This is a genomic window from Maridesulfovibrio pacificus (SeqCode) (assembly GCF_048612815.1).
In the GTDB taxonomy this organism is placed as follows: domain Bacteria; phylum Desulfobacterota; class Desulfovibrionia; order Desulfovibrionales; family Desulfovibrionaceae; genus Maridesulfovibrio; species Maridesulfovibrio pacificus.
In genome coordinates, this window is the sequence record NZ_JBLZNE010000001.1 from 2,991,670 (window position 1) to 3,014,103 (window position 22,434).

Annotated in this window: 19 protein-coding genes; 6 read left to right on the top strand and 13 right to left on the bottom strand. The window is 48.4% G+C overall.

The window, feature by feature from the left end; genetic code table 11:
• Window positions 1–50: 50 nt before the first annotated feature.
• The 6 genes from ACNI23_RS13880 (at window position 51) to ACNI23_RS13905 (ending at window position 8,409) form a co-directional block, all read left to right on the top strand.
• Window positions 51–1,073, top strand: coding sequence for a TRAP transporter substrate-binding protein (locus tag ACNI23_RS13880; RefSeq protein WP_420249525.1), 1,023 nt, complete (start codon window positions 51–53; stop codon window positions 1,071–1,073).
• Between the two features lie 110 nt (window positions 1,074–1,183).
• A complete protein-coding gene (locus ACNI23_RS13885; RefSeq protein WP_420250574.1) occupies window positions 1,184–3,004 on the top strand; it encodes a TRAP transporter large permease in 1,821 nt (606 codons plus the stop codon).
• A gap of 179 nt (window positions 3,005–3,183) precedes the next feature.
• Window positions 3,184–4,809: a TolC family protein gene (locus ACNI23_RS13890; RefSeq protein ID WP_420249526.1), complete on the top strand. Its 1,626-nt coding sequence runs from the start codon at window positions 3,184–3,186 to the stop codon at window positions 4,807–4,809.
• 8 nt (window positions 4,810–4,817) lie between these two features.
• On the top strand, window positions 4,818–6,569 hold the full coding sequence (locus tag ACNI23_RS13895; protein ID WP_420249529.1) for a PAS domain S-box protein: 1,752 nt from the start codon (window positions 4,818–4,820) through the stop codon (window positions 6,567–6,569).
• Window positions 6,569–7,237 (top strand): ABC transporter ATP-binding protein, encoded by a 669-nt coding sequence (locus tag ACNI23_RS13900; protein ID WP_420249530.1) that lies wholly within the window; start codon window positions 6,569–6,571, stop codon window positions 7,235–7,237. The genes ACNI23_RS13895 and ACNI23_RS13900 overlap by 1 nt, the downstream gene beginning before the upstream one ends.
• Window positions 7,234–8,409 (top strand): ABC transporter permease, encoded by a 1,176-nt coding sequence (locus ACNI23_RS13905; protein ID WP_420249532.1) that lies wholly within the window; start codon window positions 7,234–7,236, stop codon window positions 8,407–8,409. The genes ACNI23_RS13900 and ACNI23_RS13905 overlap by 4 nt, the downstream gene beginning before the upstream one ends.
• 63 nt (window positions 8,410–8,472) lie before the next feature.
• On the opposite strand, the gene ACNI23_RS13910 is transcribed toward ACNI23_RS13905, so the two are convergent.
• The 13 genes from ACNI23_RS13910 to ACNI23_RS13970 all read right to left on the bottom strand — a co-directional run bounded on the left by ACNI23_RS13910 (window position 8,473) and on the right by ACNI23_RS13970 (window position 22,387).
• On the bottom strand, window positions 8,473–10,746 hold the full coding sequence (locus ACNI23_RS13910; RefSeq protein ID WP_420249534.1) for a mechanosensitive ion channel family protein: 2,274 nt from the start codon (window positions 10,744–10,746) through the stop codon (window positions 8,473–8,475).
• Between the two features lie 237 nt (window positions 10,747–10,983).
• On the bottom strand, window positions 10,984–11,847 hold the full coding sequence (locus tag ACNI23_RS13915) for a YitT family protein (protein WP_420249536.1): 864 nt from the start codon (window positions 11,845–11,847) through the stop codon (window positions 10,984–10,986).
• Window positions 11,840–12,784, bottom strand: coding sequence for a DMT family transporter (locus ACNI23_RS13920; protein WP_420249538.1), 945 nt, complete (start codon window positions 12,782–12,784; stop codon window positions 11,840–11,842). Before ACNI23_RS13920 ends, ACNI23_RS13915 begins: the two co-directional genes overlap by 8 nt.
• A gap of 572 nt (window positions 12,785–13,356) precedes the next feature.
• The gene (locus ACNI23_RS13925; protein ID WP_420249539.1) at window positions 13,357–14,826 is read right to left on the bottom strand and encodes a sigma-54 interaction domain-containing protein; all 1,470 of its coding nucleotides are present in this window, start codon (window positions 14,824–14,826) and stop codon (window positions 13,357–13,359) included.
• 150 nt (window positions 14,827–14,976) lie between these two features.
• A complete protein-coding gene (locus ACNI23_RS13930; RefSeq protein WP_420249541.1) occupies window positions 14,977–15,252 on the bottom strand; it encodes a hypothetical protein in 276 nt (91 codons plus the stop codon).
• 11 nt (window positions 15,253–15,263) lie between these two features.
• The gene (locus ACNI23_RS13935) at window positions 15,264–16,268 is read right to left on the bottom strand and encodes a DMT family transporter (RefSeq protein WP_420249543.1); all 1,005 of its coding nucleotides are present in this window, start codon (window positions 16,266–16,268) and stop codon (window positions 15,264–15,266) included.
• 180 nt (window positions 16,269–16,448) lie between these two features.
• Window positions 16,449–17,030 carry a hypothetical protein gene (locus tag ACNI23_RS13940; protein ID WP_420249545.1) on the bottom strand — a complete coding sequence of 194 codons (582 nt, stop codon included), beginning with the start codon at window positions 17,028–17,030 and terminating at the stop codon, window positions 16,449–16,451.
• A 112-nt stretch (window positions 17,031–17,142) separates the two neighbouring features.
• Window positions 17,143–17,574, bottom strand: coding sequence for an OsmC family protein (locus tag ACNI23_RS13945; protein WP_015853406.1), 432 nt, complete (start codon window positions 17,572–17,574; stop codon window positions 17,143–17,145).
• Between the two features lie 20 nt (window positions 17,575–17,594).
• Entirely contained in the window at window positions 17,595–17,927 is a 333-nt protein-coding gene (locus ACNI23_RS13950; protein ID WP_420249547.1) for a DsrE family protein, read from the bottom strand.
• 11 nt (window positions 17,928–17,938) lie between these two features.
• Window positions 17,939–18,337 (bottom strand): DsrE family protein, encoded by a 399-nt coding sequence (locus ACNI23_RS13955; protein WP_420249548.1) that lies wholly within the window; start codon window positions 18,335–18,337, stop codon window positions 17,939–17,941.
• Between the two features lie 12 nt (window positions 18,338–18,349).
• Complete coding sequence (locus ACNI23_RS13960) at window positions 18,350–18,631, bottom strand: DsrH/TusB family sulfur metabolism protein (protein ID WP_420249550.1); 282 nt, start codon at window positions 18,629–18,631, stop codon at window positions 18,350–18,352.
• A 206-nt stretch (window positions 18,632–18,837) separates the two neighbouring features.
• A complete protein-coding gene (locus tag ACNI23_RS13965) occupies window positions 18,838–20,718 on the bottom strand; it encodes an alkaline phosphatase family protein (RefSeq protein WP_420249552.1) in 1,881 nt (626 codons plus the stop codon).
• A gap of 115 nt (window positions 20,719–20,833) precedes the next feature.
• Window positions 20,834–22,387, bottom strand: coding sequence for a BCCT family transporter (locus tag ACNI23_RS13970; protein ID WP_420249553.1), 1,554 nt, complete (start codon window positions 22,385–22,387; stop codon window positions 20,834–20,836).
• Window positions 22,388–22,434 lie beyond the last annotated feature (47 nt).

Consider the following 22,434-nt stretch of genomic DNA (forward strand, 5'->3'; position numbering starts at 1 on the left):
GCCAGATTTGTGTAAACCAAAACAATTAATGTCCTATGGGGGGATATGTGATGTTTTCTAAAAAACTGTTCAAAGTGACTGTTCTTCTTTCCTGCCTGCTGCTCGCGCTGACCGGATGCAAAGCCGGAGGCTCTAAAGACGGCGATGCAATCAAAATCCGTCTTGCCCACCCTATGGCTCCGGGCAACAACGTTACCCTCGGTTATGAAAAGTTCAAAGAGCTGGTTGAAAAGAAATCCGCCGGTAAAATCAAAGTTGAGCTTTACGGCAGCTGCATGCTCGGCAGTGACCGTGTGGCCATGGAATCCGTACAGCGTGGTTCCCTTGAAATGGCTTCCAGTTCCTCCCCGAACATGGCCAACTTCTCTCCCAAGTTCATGATCTTTGACCTTCCTTACATCACAGATATCAAAGACCAGCCCAAAATTTACGCTTCCCTTGATAACGGCAAGCTTGGCGAATACTTCAACGGTGTAGCTGAATCCATCAACCTGAAGCCCATCATGTTCAGTGAATACGGCTACCGTAACTTTGTTACCACCAACCGTCCCGTTTCCACTGCAGATACCCTCAAGAAACTCAAAGTCCGCGTAACCGCATCTCCCGTTGAGATTGAAGTAGCAAAAGCTCTGGGCATGAGCCCCACTCCCATCGCCTGGGGTGAAACCTACACTGCAATGCAGCAGGGTACTGTTGACGCTGAAGGTAACACTTTCTCCCTGCTCTGCGATGCCAAGCACGATGAAGTTATCAAGTACGCTGTTGACTCCCGTCACAACTACTGCATGCATATCCTGATGATGAACCTCGACTTCTGGAAAGGTCTCTCCCCCGAGAACCAGAAGATCATCAACGAAGCTGCTCAAGAAGCACTTGTCTACCAGCGCGGCATTACTACCGAACTCGAAGCTAAAGCTGAGCAGAAGTTCATCGATCAAGGCATCAAAGTTCATAAGCTTACTGAAGCAGAATTGGCTGAATACAAAAAGCTGACCCGCCCTGTCTGGGATATGTTCAACGACACCATCCCCGCAGAACTGTTCGACATGATGAAAGAAGTTCAGAGCAAATAAGGCTCATTCGGACATTTTCAGAAGAAGGGTAGATTATTATGGCAACCAATACGGCTCCCACTGCGGTGGGAGCCTCTTCACAGGAAAAACCCCGCCGCGGGTTTCTGCAGATGCTTAATGATGACTTTGAAAAGCCGTTCCTTTTCATCGGCCTGCTTTCAATCATCCTCATCATTACCTTCCAGACATTTTACAGATATGTTGTTACCAACCTGACCGAAGATGCCGGTTCGGCAGTATGGACAGAAGAGCTGGCCCGTTTCATCTTTGTCTGGATTTCATACCTTGCCGCACCATTGGCAATTAAAAACCGCGAAAACATCCGTGTGGATATTGTTTTCGACCGCCTGCCCCAGAAATGGCAGCACATTTTCTGGATGGTAAACAACCTCTGCTTCATCGTACTGGGCGTTGTTGTTGCCATCATGGGTATGGACCTGATCAGCATGCAGATGCGTTCTCCCCAGATCGCCCCGGCACTCCAGATTCCGTACTACATTCCTTACATGATCCTGCCTGTAGGCTTCAGCCTCATGGTGCTGCGCCTTGTTCAGGATACCATCAAGGAAATAAAGAACTCCAGCATCATGCACGGCGTTGCAGCAGCGGTAATCACTGCGCTCATCTTTATCCCGGTACTGCTGGGTATTGATTTCGGAGCAACTACAGTTCTGTTCGGTTACTTCCTGCTCTTTCTGGTCATCGGCGTACCCATCGGGATCAGCCTCGGACTTGCATCTCTGGTAACCCTGATCAGCTCCGGCTCCCTGCCCATCGACTACGTTGCGCAGATTTCCTTCACCTCAATCGACAGCTTCCCGATCATGGCGATCCCCTTCTTTATTGCTGCGGGTATCTTCATGGGCTCCGGCGGACTGTCCCAAAGACTGCTAAACCTTGCAGACGAACTGCTCGGACCCCTGCCAGGAGGTATGGCGCTGGCAACAATTGCAACCTGCATGTTCTTTGCCGCCATTTCCGGTTCCGGCCCCGCGACTGTTGCGGCTATCGGTTCCCTTACCATTCCGGCCATGATTGAACGCGGTTACGATAAATACTTTGCCTGTGCAGTTGTTGCGGCTGCGGGTGCCATCGGGGTTATGATTCCCCCCTCCAACCCGTTTGTTATCTACGGTGTTGCTTCGCAGGCATCCATCGGTAAGCTGTTCATCGCGGGTATCCTGCCCGGTGTCCTGACCGGTCTGGTACTTATGGCCTTCAGCTACTGGGTCTCCAAGAAGAAAGGCTGGATGGGTGAGCAGAAAGAACGCTCAGTTAAATCCATCGCCAAGGCCTTCTGGGATGCAAAACTGGCACTCATGGTTCCGGTTATCGTTCTCGGCGGTATCTACGGCGGCCTGATGACTCCCACAGAAGCCGCTGCGGTAGCAGCATTCTACGGTCTCATTGTCGGTATCTTCGTTTACAAGGGCCTCAACCGACACAACATAGTGGACTCCTTCATGGAAGTGTGCTCCACCTCCGCCATTGTCATCATCCTCATGGCTATGGCAACCATCTTCGGTTACATCATGACCGTTGAGCAGGTCCCGGCAAAAATCGCAGGATTCATCCTCGGCATGACCAACAGCAAGATTCTCATCCTGCTCTTGATCAACGTACTGCTGCTGATCATCGGTACCTTCATGGAAGCACTGGCTGCCATCGTAATTCTGGTTCCGATCCTGCTGCCCATCGTTACCAAGGTCGGAGTTGATCCGGTCCACTTCGGTATCATCATGGTAGTGAACCTCGCCATCGGATTCGTAACTCCTCCGGTAGGGGTCAACCTCTTCGTGGCCTCCTCCGTTGCCAAGGTCAAACTCGGCGACGTATCCAGACAGGTTCTGCCCATCCTCGGCCTTATGATCGCCGTACTGCTGGCAGTTACCTACATTCCCGAAATCTCGCTTATGCTTGTGAATGATTAGTGAGAATTAGATTCCAAAGTTAAATTAAAAGCCCTGCCGGATATTCCGGTAGGGCTTTTTCCGTCTCAGCACCACAACAACCGATCCCTCCTTTACGAAAAGAAGCTTTAGTACTAAGTTAGGTCAGCACTTTTATCATCGGACAACCTAACAACAATATATTTGAACCTAGCACTCAAATGAATCTGACTGCCAAGCTACTTCTAGAAATCAATACGGTTCTATTGCTGACGTTTATTTGTGTCTTTTCCATTTCCATACCCGCTTATGCGGAGAACGAAACAATAGCACGGGTAAATAACGGAACCTTGACCCTGTCCATGGATGAAGTGGTACGCTTGACCATCCGCAACAACTCTAATGTTGCGACCAACTACCTGCAACGCGTTACAGAAAAATTCGACCTTGAAAAAGCAGAAGCGAAATTCGAGCCGGTCATCAACATTGACGGTTCATTTAATGCTGAAGCATTTCAACGCAATATGCGTATTTCCGACAATGGAACGCAGACCCCTGCTTCAAAATGGGATGCCGGAGCCAAAGCTTCCATCACCCAAAAAATACCCACCGGCGGAACCCTCTCATTTGTCTGGGACAACAATTACTCTGAAAACAGTGACGGCACCCTGAGCTATGACGGGGAATCTTCTGTCTCACGATCAAAAAAATACACCCGAGAAGCATCCTCCAAGTGGCGCATTGAGCTGACTCAGCCCCTGCTCAAAGGTGCTGGAATTGATTACAACATGGCCTCTATCCGACTAGCCCGCATTACTGACAAACGTAATATTCTCAGCTTACGCGATAAACTCAGCCAACTAATAAATTCAGGCCTTAACTACTATTTTACCTTCAAACAGGCCAAAGAGAATCTGGAAATCCAGAAACAGGCCCTTGAGCGCTCGGAACGGCTGCTGGAAGTCAACCAATTCAAACAAAGCATGGGCCGCATGTCCGCCAGTGACGTAGTTCAGGCCGAAGCAGATGTGGCTTCGGGACGGCTTTCCCTTGAAGAAGCACGTAACAGCCTCGACAAATCACGCCGCGATCTACTTAACCACCTCGAAATGGACCCCAATCTAGTGATTGAACCGGTCGATGACGAAATACGGGACGTTGAACCTGACTACGAACAATGCATGCAGGTGGCACTGAAAAACAACCAGACATACATGGACAAGGTTTTCGCGGTAACAGAATCAAACATCAACGCCATGGTGGCCGAGAATGAACGGGAATGGCAGCTGGATCTCAAGGGCGGCTACGAAGAAACACAGACACAGAAGAACTCCTACTCCGCCTCCACCAGCGACGATGAACTCTCAGCAGGAGTTGAGCTTTCGGCCCCCATTAATCTCTGGGGAGATGACCAGTTGGAGAGAAAGAAAAAGCTGCTTACTGCCGAGGTAAACAAACGCAAGGCCAAGCTTGAGCTGAAACGGGCCAAAACCAATTTGCAGACCGAAGTTGCCAATGCCGTGCGTGACGTAAGAATGCGCTGGAAAATGATTGGACTGGCTAAGAAGAACACTGAGCTCAAAGCATTGCAGCTGGATAATGAAAACACCAAACTGATGGTAGGCCGGACAACAAACTTCGAGGTGGTTTCATACCAGAACCAACTGGTACAGGCCCAGCTCGCGGAAACCTCCAAACAGATTTCTTATATTCAAGCCCTGCTAATTCTCGACCAGCTCCTAGGCACAACTATGGAAACATGGCATGTTGAATTCAAACATAATGACAAGCAACTGGAAGAAGACCTCAATAACAAAATCCGCCCCCTGGTCTGGACATGGTGGTAGGAAGAGTCATGGATAATCTGCTTAACACCCCCTTTCGGGAAACAGTTCTTCAAGTCATGAATGATGGTGTCATGATCCTGAGCAATAAAGGGATCGTTACCGGAGCCAATCCTGCTCTTGCCAAGGTGCTGGGTATTTCCGGAAACGAGCTGCAAGGCATGCCGCTTATGGCTGTTGTTCCTCCGGTTGAAGAAAATGATGAATTCATGCAGGCCCTGCTGGACACTATTTACAAAGACTGCACCATCAGCAACCGGGCTACTCCCTATTACAAAGAAGACGGAGAAAAAATTTACCTCTCAGTCAGCGTTTCGAGGCTGAAAGGCAATGACGGAGAATCTTGCGGGGCTGTGCTGGTCCTGCGCGACGTCACTAAAATTGAAAAAATGCGTCAGGATGAAAAAAAGCTGAATAAAGACCTGACGCAGGCTATGCGCGATGCGGATGAATCCAATAAGGCATTGCAAGATTCACTCACCCAAGGGAAAAAAGTCCGTTTCATACTAATCGCAGCCGTGTTCTGCTTTTTCTGCGCAGTCGGAGCTTTCTTCTGGTTCAACCCGGCTTTCATGGAAATACCCGACACATTCAAGCCTGCTGCTGCCTCAAACGCTGAAACGGAATACCAAAGCATAATAGTCACCCCCCGTCCTTTCTCGCGCTCCATCTCTCTTTCCGGGGTTGTGGCCCCGCTGGAAGAACTTACTCTCGTTGCTCCATTTAACGGGATCATCACCAAAACCGACTTTTTTTACGGAGAAAGAATCCCCCGCAACCAGACCATCATAACTCTGGACACCTCTGAGATCGCCAGCAAGATGCGCTCAGCATTCACCGAATACATCAAATCCCGCAAAAAATATTATGAGCTGACCAACTGGAAAAACACCTCCGAAGTACTCAAGGCCAGACGTGAACTGGAACAGGCCAAACGGACCCTGACCAGTTCTAAAGCCAAGGCCGAGGAAGACAAGATGCTGTTTGAAAAGGGCATCATCCCGCGAAACCAGTACGACACGTCATTTCAGGAACTGAAAAACAATGAATCCCGGCTCATTTCCTGTCAGGAAACCTACCGCGATGTGCTCAACAAGGGTGACCATGAATATGTTGAAATAGCCCGCATGGAACTTGCCAATGCGGAAACAAACTACAACACCCTGAAAGAAAAGATGTCCCGGTCAATGGTGACCGCCCCGGTATCAGGAGTAGCCCTACGCCCCAACTCAAAGAGCGGAGATACCAAGGAAATAACCAGCGGTATGAGCGTAACCGAAGGACAGCCGTTGCTTTCCATTGCCAGTCTTGAGGGTTTGTCCATTTCTGCAAAGGTAGACGAACTGAACATCAACAGTCTGCAACTGGGCCAACCGGTCACAGTAACCGGAGACGCTTTCCCGGATCATAAACTGAAAGGCGAAATCGCCATGATTTCTTCACAGGCCGGCGGTGAAGGCAAGGTGCCCACCTTTGAAACAACAATCCGCCTGCCCCATCTGCCCAAAGATGTAAGTAAAAATGTCCGCATCGGTATGACTGCCAATATGCAGGTAGAGACATACTCCAACGAAAACGCAATCATGGTCCCTTTCTCAGCCATTAACAGAGACGGGAGCAAAGTATTTCTGAGAGTTAGAAAAAAAGACGGTACCGTCAACGAAGTAGATGTTGAAACCGGATACACCACCATCAATGAAGTGGAAATCCTCTCCGGTATAAAGCCGGGCACAACCATCCTGCTCAAACAGGAATCGTTTTAATGCTTAACATCGAGGACGTTCATAAATCCTACCTGCTGGGCACGGTTGAAGTTGAAGTGCTCAAGGGGGTCAATCTCAATGTAGATGAAGGTGAGCTGTTAGCCATCCTCGGCTCATCCGGCTGCGGCAAGTCCACACTCATGAACATCCTGGGCTTCCTTGATCAGCCCAGTTCAGGCACATACCGCTTTAACGGTAAGCTGGCCGACAAAATGAGTGACGATGAACTTTCCGCTATTCGAAATCACGAAATCGGCTTTGTATTCCAGCAATTCCACCTGCTGCCAAAGCTGACGGCCCTTGATAATGTCTGCCTGCCGCTGCTTTACCGCGGGGTCCCAAAAAAAGAACGTGAAGCACAGGCCGAAGAAATGCTGATCAAGGTCGGCATGGGCGAACGCGGAGATCATCGCCCCAATGAACTTTCCGGCGGTCAGCAGCAGCGGGTTGCCATTGCCCGTGCCCTGTGCGGAGAGCCTTCACTCATTCTGGCTGACGAACCCACCGGAGCACTTGATACAGCAACAGGCAAAGACATCATGGACCTTTTCCTGAACCTGAACGAAGAAGAAGGCATAACCGTTGTCATCATCACTCATGATCCCGGTCTGGCAAAACGTTGTAAACGTTCCATCCGCATGCGGGACGGCAGGCTGGAGGGCGCATGATCCTTGGTGAAAACATAAGGGAATCCTTCCGCTCACTTCTAGGCGCTAAACAACGTTCATTGCTGGCCCTCATCGGGATTGTCATCGGCATCGGTTCAGTAATCGCCATGGTCACTGTGGGGCAGATTGTTGAAAACGAAGTCATCAGCCAATTCAAGGAAATGGGAACAGATGTCTGCTCCGTGCAGCAGGAATACGGAAGTGGCAGCAAAAACTCAGGCTTTAATCTCCAGAATGTACTAAAAATACCGCAAGCCTGCTCCACCATACGCACAGTGGCACCCTATGTGTCATTCTACAGTGACCTTAAATTTTCCGGCAAACGCACATCCAGCCCCGCGCTGGGCGTTACTGAAGAATTTGCGCGGCTCTATAAAATACATATCAGTGCAGGCAGGTTTATCTCCGATCTGGACGGCCATTCCGCCTTCTGCGTTCTTGGGTCCAGTAAGGCTAAATGGTTGCAGGAACAGGGCGAAAGCAATCTCGTAGGCAAGCAGATAATCTTTAACGAACGCATCTACACCGTAATCGGCATAGCCGAAAGCGTGCCAATGGGCACATTCACTCCTTACGAAATCAACGAAGGAATCATGGTTCCCATTAAGACCGCCATGCGCAGTCAGGACCGCCCGCAGATAAATACTTTCGGAACCCGCATGATAGAAAGCGGCATAAGCGAGCAAGCTACTGAACAGCTTAAGAACTATTTCAAACTCACATCCAAAACCGAAATCAGGGTAACCAGCGCGGAAGAACTGGTGGCCCAAATGAAAAAGCAAATGCGCATGTTTACCGCCCTGTTGGGAGCCATTGGTTCCATATCTCTTATTGTAGGCGGGGTGGGAGTTATGAACGTCATGCTCGTTTCGGTTTCAGAACGCAAAAAAGAAATCGGCATCCGCCGCGCCATCGGTGCCAAGCGCAATGACATCCAGTTCCAGTTTCTAGTGGAATCCATCATCCTTTCCTTCATCGGAGGAATGCTGGGAACAGCATTGGGTGTCGGGGCCACGGCCATCATATGCAATTTTGCGAACTGGAGTTTTTTTGTTTCCGAAGAAGCAGTCATGCTCGGGGTCGGAGTATCAGCGGCGGTAGGAATCTTTTTCGGCTACTACCCGGCAAGACAGGCATCTGCCTTAAGCCCCATTGATGCATTACGATCCTGATTCAACTTCTCCACCAACCACAAAACAATCAAGCCGACCCCGAAGAGAGTCGGCTTGATCCTGTTATTGCGCAGCAGGGACAGCCGCAATGGCCGTTCTTGCTTTCATACGCTTATCCGCGTCATTGGAGGCAGCGGCAGCAATAGATGTCCGTTCCTCATCTGAGAGTTCCGCACCGTCTGGGATCTGGACAGAAACGCGGGGTCTGGCGAATTCAATTCCGGCTTCTGCAAACTTCTCACGCAGCATAGCCAGCACATGCTTGCGGATGGTGAACTGACTGCCCGGACGAGTCATAAACTTAAGGCGCATGCGCATGCCGTACTCTTCCATAGCCATGACACCCTGACATTTAATGTCGTCAAGAAGCATTTCATTGAACTCCTCGTCAGCGCGAATGGACTTATTGATCTGTTTAATAATCTTCTTGACCTCCTTCACGTTGGTATCGAAGGGCACTAAATATTGCAATTTCATGATCGCCCAGTCGCGGGTATTGTTTCTAACCACCTCCATAGCCCCGAAAGGAATGGTATATAAAAAACCGCGATGGTGACGCAGCTTGATGGAACGGACTGAAATAGCCTCAACAGTTCCTTTGGCCCCGGCAGTCTCAATGTAATCTCCAACCCTAAAGGCATCGTCCATAAGAAAGAAAATCCCGGAGATAATATCTTTAACCAAAGTCTGGGAACCAAAACCGATGGCAATACCGAAAACACTGGCCCCGGCAATGAGCGAACCGATATTCACACCAAGAGCCGCAAGAACGATCAATATTGTCACTATAAAAATAGTGGCGAAAAGAAATGTCTTAACCAGTTGCAATAATGTGCTGAAACGGTCTCCTTCATAGCTATGCTCGTCATCTTTTCTTTTTTCGGCAATCTTACGTTCAAAAAAGCGGCTGATAAAAACCCAGCTCACATAAGCCATGATCAGAGCGAACATTGATTCAAAAGCAGCGCCAACGACCCTTTCGCCGAGATCAAAGTGAAATCCCCAGACATCAATAAGATAAAAAACGGTTCCACAAAACAAAAGGACACGAAAACTGGATATCAAGAACAATTGGAATCGGCTGATATAATTAGCATCCATTTCATCTGCATCATCTGAACAAACAACTACGTCAGCGACAAAAGCCACCAGCTTGCGGATGCCCATTTCAGCCAGAAAATAAAATGGCAAGGCCAGCAGAGTCATAAATCCGGGAAGCATGGCATCATCCCCAAGTACGACAAGAGCCAGCTCTGAGAAAATCCAGAAACTCCATAGATATACCTGAGCACCGACATGCCAGAATCCGGCAAGTTGCCTGCTCATGCTTTCTGTGCGGGTACGGGAAAGTATGAACGCCCTGACATTAAGCCTGTTAATGAATAGTAGTGTTGAAACAATTGAAATTACGACAAATCCCGAACATGAATTGACCAGCAGATAAACTGTCTCGCTTTTATGCTCCAACCGGAGGAGGGTCCCCAAAAGAACGCATACAGAAATCACAACCGCTATACGAGAAGTCCAATGATGCACATAACGGGCGGTATCTGTATTCAAATTAAAAATACGCAGGGACGGGGCAGCAGGCGCCAGCAGGAAACGGGAAACAAGACCGATAATTTCGAGGGTTGCCATGGAAAGCAGCCATGCTGCAAGCACCGGTCTAACGGATGCCCCGTCATGAAAGATAAGCAGGTAAATTGCACTGACAGCAAAAGCGATAAAGCCCAGCCCAACAAGATCAATACAGGACCGGAAAAGCAGACGCCCCACCTTTGTGTGCCAGAGTGCGTATTCGGAAATTTGTGAAATTTTAGCCCGTAACCCGGCAGTCATTTTCCTATAGCCGAACATGCCCCCGCCCCAGACAAAAGTAAGCAGGAGCAAGGCCAATCCGTGTTCACCCGGAGTCATGTTCCGGTTACTTCCCAGAATATTCTGTAATATCTTGGGCACTTCAACCTGCGCAACAGCTGCTACGGAAAAGAAAGTGGAAAACCGCTCATAAATATGAACCATACCATACCTGAATGTCTTGCTCAGGGCGGCGACCCCGGAATGCTGGTCTACCTTGGGCTTCGGCTTAGCTGGTTCTTTTTCCACCTCCGCAATAGGCTTTGTGCGGCCCTGTTCATTTATCATTCCGAAAAGAATTGAGTTAACCTGTTCCAATGATATCTTTCCCGGAAGATTCTGAACAGCATCCGGGGTATTTTTAACATGCACCATATCCGGAGCCGAGCCGGGACCATGTCCGGCATGTGAATTAGAGGCCCAGAACAACACTCCAGCTACAATTAATACTACATATACAAAGCTTGTTTTTCGAATCATATTCTCCTCACAACAACATCATTTAAGATTTTTAAGGAGCAAACTCTTCACACTTTATTTTACGTATAACTCATATTCGTAATACATTTAAGCAAAGATGCACGAACAATATCTAGCCGTAATTATTCTGATCTTTTGTGTTCGACACCAGAGAGGCAACTCGATCAGCAAAAAACAAAAAGGGAGCTGCAGCAAAAAGCCGCAACCCCCTTTATGTGGATGTGGAGATGGAAATTTTTAATAGGCCTTGCGCCTGTTGATATTCTGCCCGATCACGCTGAAAGTATTTTCAACAACAAAAATAGCTTCGGGATCGATGTCAAAAACAACCTGCTCAAGGGAACGTAAGCGCAAGTTATCGGTAATGGAATAAACCATATCGATACGTTCTCCGGAATAGCCGCCCTTGCCCTGAATAATAGTCGCGTGCATTTTCCTGTTCTGGGTAATCTCGTAAACAATTTCCTCTGACTTACGGGAAATAATACGCACAGCCTTGCGCTGGTTAAAAATCGAAAGCACATACTCAGTCAATACGGAACTGATAAAGAGCATGACCAGCGAAGCAATGATCTTGTCCGGAGTGAATCTGCTCAGCGCGAAACTCATGACAAAGGCGTTGATTACAAAATAAAAAACACCAAACCTGATTCCATAACGCTGGTTGAGAATAACCGCCACAACATCAAGTCCGCCCCCGCCGCCGTAGGTCCGTAAGATTATTCCGCACCCGGCCCCCATAATGGCACCGGAAGCGATGGCTGCATACATCTCATTTTGAATGCCAAGGTCAAGATGAACATATGAAGTCATCACTGTGACCAGAGACATGGTCAGCAGGTTAAGAAAAAAGAACCTGCGGCTGACCCCTTTCCAAGCCAGAATAAATAAGGGAACGTTCAAAATCAAATACCACCGGGACAAAGAAAGTTCCGGTGATATCTTCTGCATTACAACGGCAAACCCGTATAGAGCTCCGGGCACAAAATCGTGATGCGCGGCAATACCGTTATAACCTATGATGAATACAAACGACCCCACAGCCATAAGGAAAATATTCCAGGCAAGGGAATCGCTGATCTTTCTGAATTTATTATCCATAATTATGTGCCTTACGCCTCATTAAATTAAATGAGCCACCATATAAAGCAAAGATGATTCCGGCAAGAATTATCATGCCGCTGAAGACCTGATTCATGTTCACCGGCTCGTGAATAACAAACCAGGCCACCACCGCACTGGCCGGAGGCAAAGTGTAATAGAACAGGGCCGCTTTGGAGGCTCCTATAGCCTCAACAGCCATATTCCAGAACAGGTAGCAGAGGATTGAAGCAAACACAGAGAGATAAATCAGAGAGACCACAAGATTGTAGGTAAACTCGGGCATCACGATCTGACCGCCGGTTTCCCAGAAATACAGCGGAATAATAAACAGGGTTCCGAACAGGCAGCAAGACATGAGCAGGGTCGTCTGGCTGATCTTTCCGGCTACTTTATTAACAACAGTATTATAAATTGCGGACATCATGGCAGTACAAAGGATAAGCAGATCACCCTTTGCAAGACGCATATGCAGTAATGCTTCGAGACTACCGTCAGTTACTAACAGGGCAACTCCGAAAGTGCTGACGGCAATCCCGGCATACATGCTCGGCTTGAGCTTTTCCTTCATAAAAAACTGAGCAATTAAAGCTGTAAGAAGGGGTGACATGGTTGAAATAAGGGACATATTCAACGCTTCTGAAGTAGCTCCGGCAATAAAAACAAGCGTATCGTAAAGGGAGATGCCGCAAAGAGCTATGACGGAAAGCTCTTTCCAATAGCGGGCAACAAGATGACGCTCTTTCATGAAAGCCTTGATTCCGAACGGAAGAAAAATCAGTGTAGCCAAAACCCAGCGCAAAAGATTCAGAGTCGCGGGATCGATAGTTCCGGCAAGCCCACGTGCAGCAACAAAGTTACCGCTCCAGTTAAGAATACCAAGAACAATAAACACATACCCGGCTTTCTCAGTTTTCTTGAATTCACTCCACTTCATTGTCCAGCTCCTAAGAATATTATAATGGCCCGCCCGCTAAACAGCGGACAGGCCTAAACCTCTTTGTCGGGAAATATGCCGATGGTAAATTTCCATACTTCAAGGATGTCGGTTCAAATATCTCGTTACCGGACAAGCTCTTGGAAAACGGGGCAGGTGCGCTTCTGGCGGAAGCCGGATTTCATTGCGTTTAGAATTCCGGTGAGGAGGATGCTGCAGCCAAAGAGATAAGTATTCTGCAATATCCCGAAGCATTAAGACCGCGGGTCCTACGGCTTTCACCTTTAATGTGCCCGAGTGCTTTCCAAGAGCTTAACTCGATCAAGGCTAATGTCTTGTTTCGAAAAAAACCGGTAGCACAATCATTTCTCTCTAGAGCATATGTTGTGCCACATTTATAACATATTGATTTAATTGTGTTTTAAAATTAATACATAACGCAAAACAAAAAAAGAGCGACACAAGTGTCGCTCTTTCCCTGAAAAACTATATAAAACCCCTCAATTCAAGACATTTCTCTCAAAACGACACAAATGTCGCCATGCGATACAAATGTCATATTGATCGTATAGCTACAGTCCGTATTTTTTAAGTTTCCGCTGCATTGTACGCATATTTAAGCCTAACTCATCAGCAGTACTGCCTTTTTTCCAATGATTCCGTTCTAATGCCTTTAGAAGAACATGTCTTTCGAATGATTCAACAGCATCAGTAAATGTTGTTCCTGATTCAAACAACTTAACAGCTTCATTCACATCCGGCCCAGTCTCGGGGGCATGGATACCTAAATCACTGAAAACCATTTCCCCGAAAGTAAGATAACGCTCAAGCACATTCTGTAATTCACGAACGTTTCCGGGCCAATGATGATGATCCATGGCTGCCCTGATTTTACCGGGAATCCGCGGCAAGGAATCAGTACGTCCAAGATAACGGGCCATAAATTCATTAATGAGCAGCGGCAGGTCTTCGATCCTCTCCCGCAAAGGAGGAACATGGATCGGCAAAACGTGAAGACGAAAGAAAAAATCAGAACGCATCAGTCCCTGCCGGACCAACTCGCTCAGATCTCGGTTAGTAGCGGCAATAAGCCTGAAATTTGATGGACGCGGCTCAGTTCCGCCGACCGGGGTATACAACCTGCTCTCAAGTGCACGCAGCAGCTTAACCTGCAAGGCCAGATCAATCTCCCCTACTTCATCCAGAAACAGGGTGCCGCCATCGGCTGCAGCAAGATACCCTTGACGGTCTGATGTCGCACCTGAGAAGGCCCCTTTTTTGTGACCGAAAAATTCGCTTTCCATAAGGTTGGAAGGAATAGCGCCGCAGTTAACAGGAACATAAGCTCCATTAGACCCGCTCTGATCGTGGATAGTCTGGGCCACCAGATCCTTACCGGTCCCGGTTTCGCCAAAGATGATTACATTGGAATCGCGCTTGGCGGCCTTCATGATCAGCTTGAATACTTCACGCATCCCATTGCTTTTTCCAATAATGGAACCGAACCTGAAACGATCTTCCAAGGTCCCGCGTAAATTCTGGTTTTCCTGCAGGAGTTCGTATTCACGCAGCTTCTGGGCACTGATATCAATCATGATCCCTTCAAGGTAGGTCGGCTTGCCGTCTTCATCATAGACGCATTCTCCCTGATCCCAGATCCATTTACGGCGGTCGGAATCGAGACAGACACGATAAAGAAGTTTATAGGGACGTCGATTCAAGATTGCAGCATTCTGCTCCTTGCGCATGGAAGACAGATCATCCGGGTGAGCCAGAGTTTCCATGACGTTGGTGTGCTGGTCTGTGAAAAACTCAGGGACAACACCAAAAAGATCACTGCACCCCTTACTGACGAAATCGAGTGTCGGATGATTATCCTCATCAAGCGAACAGCGGTAAACCATACCCGGAAGATTATTAAAAAGCCGGGTCAACTGAAGTTTGCTTTCCTTAAGCTCCCTCTCAGTCTCCTTAAAGGTTTTGATCTGCTCTTCGAAATGAGAACATTTCTCAAAGAGCTCATCATATGTAGATTTATTCATGCTCACCCCTCCTTCAAACGCGTACGACATTAATGTCGCGACACTTATGTCTCAATTTAATTTAGTGCAAGCAAAAAAAGCATATAATTATGTATTCGATACATCCTGTAAAAGAACGGCTGACCCAATTCATGAGCCAGCCGAAAATAGCTATTGAGCCTTGTGGAGTTTGTCCAATCCGTATTCCGAAATACGGTAGACGGAAACAAGCTCCCCTTGATCATCCACATAAGATCCTTCCTCATGAAGGATGCCAACGGCTCTCAGGGAGAGCAAAAGTTCTTGAATCATCTGCGGAGAACAATATTTTTCATCAGGATAGTAAGAAGCCACCAACTCATGAACTCCCTTGGCATCAAGAGGCTCACCGTTTCCGAACATTTCAGCGACCATAAGCTTCAAGGGTTTATTTGCAGGCATATTCATTTTGTTCTCCTTTACGCTACATTACGCAGGTTAATCATTTCTTTTGGATTCCCGACGACCATAACCATGCCAATGGTTATCACTGCCGCTCCGAAAAGCAGGGAAGAGGTGATTTCAACTTCAGTAAAAATAGCGCTGAACAGAATTCCCCACAGGGAATATGTGATATTCAATGCCATTGCCCGGCTCACCCCGGTCATATTCATGGAAAGATACCAGTACAGGTAGGTAATCGCACCAGAGAGGGATGCAGCAAGAAAAACCCAACCCACTTCACTGGTCAGTGCCGGACCAATCAGATACCAGCCTCCGGCAAGCGGAAGTACGATAAACATAAAAACAACAGAAGAAGTAATCTGCCGGACATTCATAACTACAACAGGATCAAGAAAATCCATTCCGGAAGTGGCCAGCACGCCTTCAACACCCCATCCTAAAGTAGCCAGCAATGCGAATATTATCCCGATATAAAATTCAGTCCCGACTGCGCCTTCAGGGGGGGTATAGCCGATTATGATCCCGCCGCAGACACACAAGGCAAGGCCGAACCATGCCCTTAAGCAGATCTTCTCCTTAAGAAAAATTGCAGCAAAAATTGATGCTACCGCTGGATATAAGGCGGTGATGGGCATCACATATGCCGCTCCAGCAAATTTAACTCCAATAAAATAGCTGGACATTGCGATAGGCCCGCCGAAAACAGCACCGAAAGCAACCATTCGTGCAGGTTTGCTTTTAAATGTTCTCCACAACTCTTTGCTGCGTCCGGTTAACCAGTTGTAGAGCAACAACCATACTCCGCAGAACACATCATGGAGGGCAGCCACAGTAAGCGGGGCCAGCAGCCACAAACTTTCATCAGCAAAGGCTGGAATGGCAAATGCCAATCCAAGAACCACCCCGTCAAATCCCCAGGCTATGCCTGATAGCAATCCCCAGAAAAGGCCTCGTTTTGCATACGAAATATCGCGTTTAAACTTCAAGGCTTCCATGGTGGCCGCAACACCTGTGTTCATAAGCTCAATCCTCTTACTGTACCGACTGGAGCAGACGGCACCGAATACTCAAAAATCCAGCCTTCAAATATATACGAATATACATTCGATTCTGGATTACCCATTGTAACGATTCAGGTTACACGGGGCCGGAAGAATCCGGCCCCTATGATCATTTAATTAGCCTATAAGACGGACATGCTATGCGCAGTCGTGCTTGTCCCAGGGCTCGCGGTTGTCGCGCTGCAGGGCAACTTCCATGCGAGCGAGAGCTTCTTTGAGCTTGGTTACTTCTTTGATTTTCATGTTGGGATCTTTAAGAACCTGGTAGAGAACGCCACCGGTGCAGTCTTCGGGAACGAGCAGATCACCAATGTAGCAGATGGTTGCGATGATATCGGAAGCAGTAGCGGAACGTTCAACTTTGCCGGCTTTCTTGTTGATACCGAGACCTGCGAAGTAGAGGCCTTCATTGCAAGCAATAACGATCAGGGTGCGGCGGTCAGCTGCTTCGGAAATCTGCTCTACAGCAGCTTCGAGAGCAGCGCCGTCAATATCACCGAGTTCAACAACAGCGAAAGCACCGTCTTCTTCGAAAACCTTGGCTACACCTTCGGGAGCTACAACAGCAGCACCTTCGATTTTGGAAGCTGCAGCAGCAACGTCTGCATTTTCAAAAGGAGCAACGGAAGCGGTCTTCTTCATGAATTTTTTAAGAGCTGCGCCGTCTGCGTCAATTGCTGCGGAACCACAAGCCACGAGGATTACTTTTTTATCTGCCATTTTATTTTCTCCTTGAATTATATCGGGATTTGATGCGCTTCTCGCCTTGCGGCTGCACTTTTTGAATCCCTAATAGTTATTTTTGTTCTGTATTGGTTAAGTCGTTTATTAATTAAACGGCCTTCATGGACAGGTTGTAGTCAACTTCCATGCCTTCCTCGAGGGAGTAAGTCAGCAGGGAACCGTTGAGCATATTGTCTTTTACTGTTTCGAAAATTTCGCGGTCCTTCTCATCAAGACCTACTTCAATAGTGATTTCCAGTTCGGTGTAGCGGGTGCGCATTACTTCGTCTTTATCCTTGCTGGCTTCTGCGGAGCCGGTCATGGATTTAACTTCCGCGCCGTTACGCTCAAGGGCGTTGACAAAGGTGTTGGTGTAACAGGCAAGTGCTGCAACACCGAGCATGCGGGAGCCCATGCTCTCCTGATTGCGTTCTTCAGGGGTAATGCTGGAGAAATCCATGATGATTTCAGGAACAGCTTTAGCACCGACTTTGAAACAATCACGGTTTTCATCAAGACGTTCGAATTCTACTCTGGACATTTTACTTCCCTCAAATTCTTTTAGAAATAGTTGACGGTTTCGAAATCTTCACAAATTTCTGCCAATTCATCAGCAGCAATGAGTTCAACGCCATCCACCAAAGCATCTTCATCGAGACCGCGCTTCTCAAGGTCTTCGCGAACACAGACGACTTCACCGTCTTCGCCGAGGAAATCCTTGATCATGGAGTTATGGTAGCCTGGCTTATCAGTAAGACACCAAACACCTTCTTCAGCGAAGACCAGCTTGCATTCAAAGCCGTTCTGGTGACAGGCCCATGCAGTACGGATACCGAGAGCAGAAATCTCCACACCGAGAGGCTTGGATACGATCAGACATGCAGAATTGATCATGACATTCCTCCTTAGTGGCCCACGGACAGCAGTACGTCCGAAGTCATCAGGTATTTAGTGAAAGAACCGCCGACATCGCCCCATTTAACGCCTTCAACGTATTCCTTGGATTCAATGCCGCGAGCATGTTCGTTGGTGTGGCAGGTGGAAATATCAGCACCTTTTTCAATCAGACTGGCCACGCGTTCGAAATTCTTGGTAGGCTCGATATGATCAACAAGTCTGGGAGCAATATGAAGATCGCCTTCAATGGGCTCTTCTTTCTTGGAAATATTTACGGCATTGCCGAAAAGATACATCTGTACTTTGTGCCCTTTATCAAGGGCCGCTTCTGCGAGGTTGGTTGCGAACTGTGCATCCTCGTTCTCAGCGGAACCGGACATAAGCATGATGGTCAGAGTCTTGGACATCCCACATTCTCCTTAGAGTGAAACGACTTTTTCGTCGCTGCCCAGCAGCAGATCGACCATCGCGGCGTAGTCCACTACTTCACAGTTGTCGCTGAGTTCTATGTTACGGGCATCCACGGCATCTTTAGCCACGTAAATGTCTTCCACATCCATATCTTCGAGTTTTTCTTCCCAGTGGGCAGTACCGAGGACAACGGCATCACCAACCAGAAGCAGAGCTTTGTCCTCATCGCCGCCAACAAGCGCGATACGTTCAAGGACTTTCTCTTCCGGCTTATTTACGAAAAAGAGCATTGTGTGTTCTCCATTCCTTTTCCCACCTCCCCCTCACTGGAGCTGCAGGATTGTTTCGAAAATGCCCCACCCTATTTCGGAGTCCGGGACGAACGGGCCGAAGTTCCGCTGAATCCAGGCCCCGCTGGCGGTGTGGTTCACGAGAGATAAACCACACCGCGTAAGCGGAATCGGGTGTGAAATGACCCATGGGGGGTCAAATATAATTACTTATCGTCTTCGAAGATCTGGTAGCAGATCGCACCTTCGGTATCTGCGGGAACCGGGTTGCCGGTTGCGTGGCAGAAAGTAGGAACAACGTCAGCCAGCCAACGGGGACGGTCGTAGACAAAACCCTGCTTAACGCCGGGACCACGCCACATCATGACGTTCTTCAGGGAACCACATCCGGACTCACCGGTGGGGAAACCGTAGCCGTGCTCAGCCATGTATTCGGGCTTGAGAACGTAAACAACGTCACCTGCCTGCTCGCCGCCCATACCGAAGACTTTTGCGTCTTCTTTGGGGATGGCGCACATAACCGGACGCTCACCGGTTTCGGGGTGTTTGTAGTCGTAAAGTGCGTCGATGATTTCGTTACGTACTTTTTCGTAATCTTCGTCCTCAACAATACCGCCGGGGTACTTGGACTTGAGGTTTACGTAGACGAACATGTAGCGCTGGGGAACAGCCTTGGATTTCTCGGGGATGAGTTCGTAGTTGAAACCTTCGGACTCATCAAAGAAGTTACCTTCACCTTCACGTGCTTCATAAGCAGTCAGACCGGCCTGCTTCAGTGCTTCAGCAGTATTGAGGATAGGTCCGATGGGAGTTGCACCGTGGTCGGAGATCAGGCAGGTCAAGGCATCATCAGGAATAATTTCCATCATCTTGCCAAGGTATTTATCTTCGATCTGGTAGATTGCACGCTCAAGGTTGTAAGCATGCTCACGCACTGCTTCATCATCGCTGTCCATCTTGTCGAGGAAACCGTGGTAGAACCAGTCGATGAGGTGGGTGTGCATGTAAATCAGATCCCAATCAGGATTGTCCTTCATGAGAGTAGTCAGAACTTCGGTCAGCCATTCGGAATGGAACTGAGCCAGCTCAAGAATGGTTTCATCATCAATGATGCCGTTAGCATGACCTACGAAGCCCATGTCGTTTGCAACAATATTCTTATTGAAATTTACGTTCTTCAGAGCGTCTGCGGGAGCGCAGTAACCTTTGGTTCCGTTGATGCCGGAAATGTAGAGTTTAAACTCATCTGCATCATCAGAAAGTTCCATCAGTTTACAACGGAAGTAACCGGGCTCAATGCGTCCATCGGATTCGATGGGGAACTGATGCTCAATAACATCGGACCACTCACGCAGCTTGATGGTGAAGAAAGCCTTGGAAAAGTCTTTTTCAGGACAAAGAGCGAAGATATCGTAACCATCGTCATCGGATTCCCAAGTCAGGCCGTACCAGGTCTGGGGCTTGAGGGGATCCATCGCATGGCCGAATTCCATGGGAATGACCATTTCGAGGGGTTCCTGATCTTCAACATCTTCGGGAATGTTCTTCCAGCCTTCTGCTTCTTCGAAACGGGCCTGAACGCCGATGGGGTAGAAATCGGTAGCTACGCAGGATTCAGCACAAAGCCATTCCTTGTGTTCGTAACCTTCGATCTGCCAGCGGTGCTCTGCGGGAGAAAGACCTTCACCCTGAACCATGATGCCGTTTTCCATTTTGGAAGGCCAAGAGGTGGGGTAGTTGACAACGATGGACTTCTTACCGGCCTTATCCCATGCGTCCCAGATAGTCTGAGCCTGGAGCATTTCGGAACCGAAAGCCTGAACGCACTTGGAGAAGTGAAGGGATTCACCCTCGTTGTAATAGTAGTAGTCCTCTACGCCGTGGGTGCGGGGGAATGCACCGGTGCAGATGGTAGCCCAGGAAGGCGGGGTAACTGTGGGCATGTTGTACCCTTCAGTCATGTAAGAGCCTTCGGACTTGAACTTTTTAAAGTTGGGCAGTGCGCCTTCTTCAATAAGAGCTTCAAGTCTCTTGGGGATTGCGCAGTCAAATCCGAGCAGTGCTACTCTTTTCGCTTTAGCTGCCATTTCATTTCTCCTTTTATTTCAACTACTTATGTTTTTTCTCTTGCGCAAGGGAAGACCCCTGAGAGGATTATCTTTCAGGACTCAAGGGTCTTTTCCCTTTGCTACGCGAGGTTGTTTATTTCTTAGGTGTGCAGCACATCATTAGTGCGTTATCCTCTTTAACCATCTTGAACCATGCAGCAACTGCGAATCCAATGGGGATAAGCATAAGAGCCCCGGCGAAGTTCGCGAAGATCTTAACAGGCCCAAGACCGCCCAGAGTAATCGCCGCAAGTGCCAGAGCAGCCTGAACGGCAGCCCAGTAAAAACGGTGACCACGAGTGGGTTCGTGTCCGGGAACCAGCCGTTTAGTCGCTGAGCATGAAATTACGTATGCGCAGGAGTCAACACTGGTTGCCAGGAAGATAGTGGAGAAGACGCAGTAACCGATGAGTACAATGTGACCAGCAGGCAGGGTGCTCAAAACAGAAACCAGAGCAGCAGGACCGCCGCTTGCTTTGAGAACGCCAACTGCATCAACAACACCGTTGAGCTGAGCCCACATGGTGTAGCCACCGAAAACAGCGTGGATCATGTAGGAACCGGCAATACCGCCAGCCAGACCCATGCCGACTACGTTTCTTACAGTACGTCCGCGAGAGATGCGCGCAATAAACAGGCCCATGAAAGGACCATAGGATGCCATCCACAGAGCATAGAAGATTGTCCAGTCCTGAGGAAAGGTTCCGTCTGTATAAGGATCGGTCCAGAAGATCATGGACCAGAAGTTACCAACCATGTTCCCGAAGGAGTTGGTGAAGTTATCCATGATAAATACTGTGGGACCTGCCACGAGGCAGAAGAAAACCATGGACAGTGCGATAACTACGTTAGCATCGGAAAGCAGCTTAATACCTTTACTCAGTCCCATGGAAACACTGGCGGTGAAGATAACTGCACTGACAGCAAGGATGATCATTTCGAGAGTAAAGCTGGGCTCAATACCGAGGGTCTGGGCCAAAGCATGGTTAACAATGGGTACAGATACACCCATAACCGCGGCATTGGAAAACATGAGACCGATGATGAAGAAAATCTCGATTCCCTTGCCGATGCCGCCGTTTACTTTCTTCCCGAGAATAGGCTCTGCTGCTGCACTGATACGCAGAACAGGCTTTTTGCGTTTGTAGAACATGTAGCAGATGGGCAACGCTGTAACCATGTACCAAGGCCAGGTTACGGGGCCCCAGTGCAGCAGTACGTAGGACATAGCCCACTCAAAAGACTCTCTGCTCAGGGGATCTGCATATTTGGGGGGATAAGCCAGGTTGAACAGAGGCTCAACAATCGACCAGAACATAACCGCACCGGCAACACCGGAACAGAACATCATAGCGATCCATGAGAAGTTATTAAACTCCGGCTTTTCATCTTCTGCGCCGAACTTGATGTTACCGTAATTGGAAAACATAAAAAATGCGCACAGGAGCATCATACCTACGGTTACCCACAGATAGATAGTTCCGGTGTTATGGGCAAATGCGCCATATGCTGCCTTGAGAACTTTTTCACTTGTCTCAGTAAAAAGAATGGAACACGCAATGATACCGAAAAGCACCAGTGTAGCCGGGACAAGGATTTTTAAATCTGGTCGAAGGTCCGCCCCTTCACTATTACCATTTGTAGCCATACTTCCTCCCTTAAGTCAGTACGCTTGCAACTCTTTGTATAACTTAC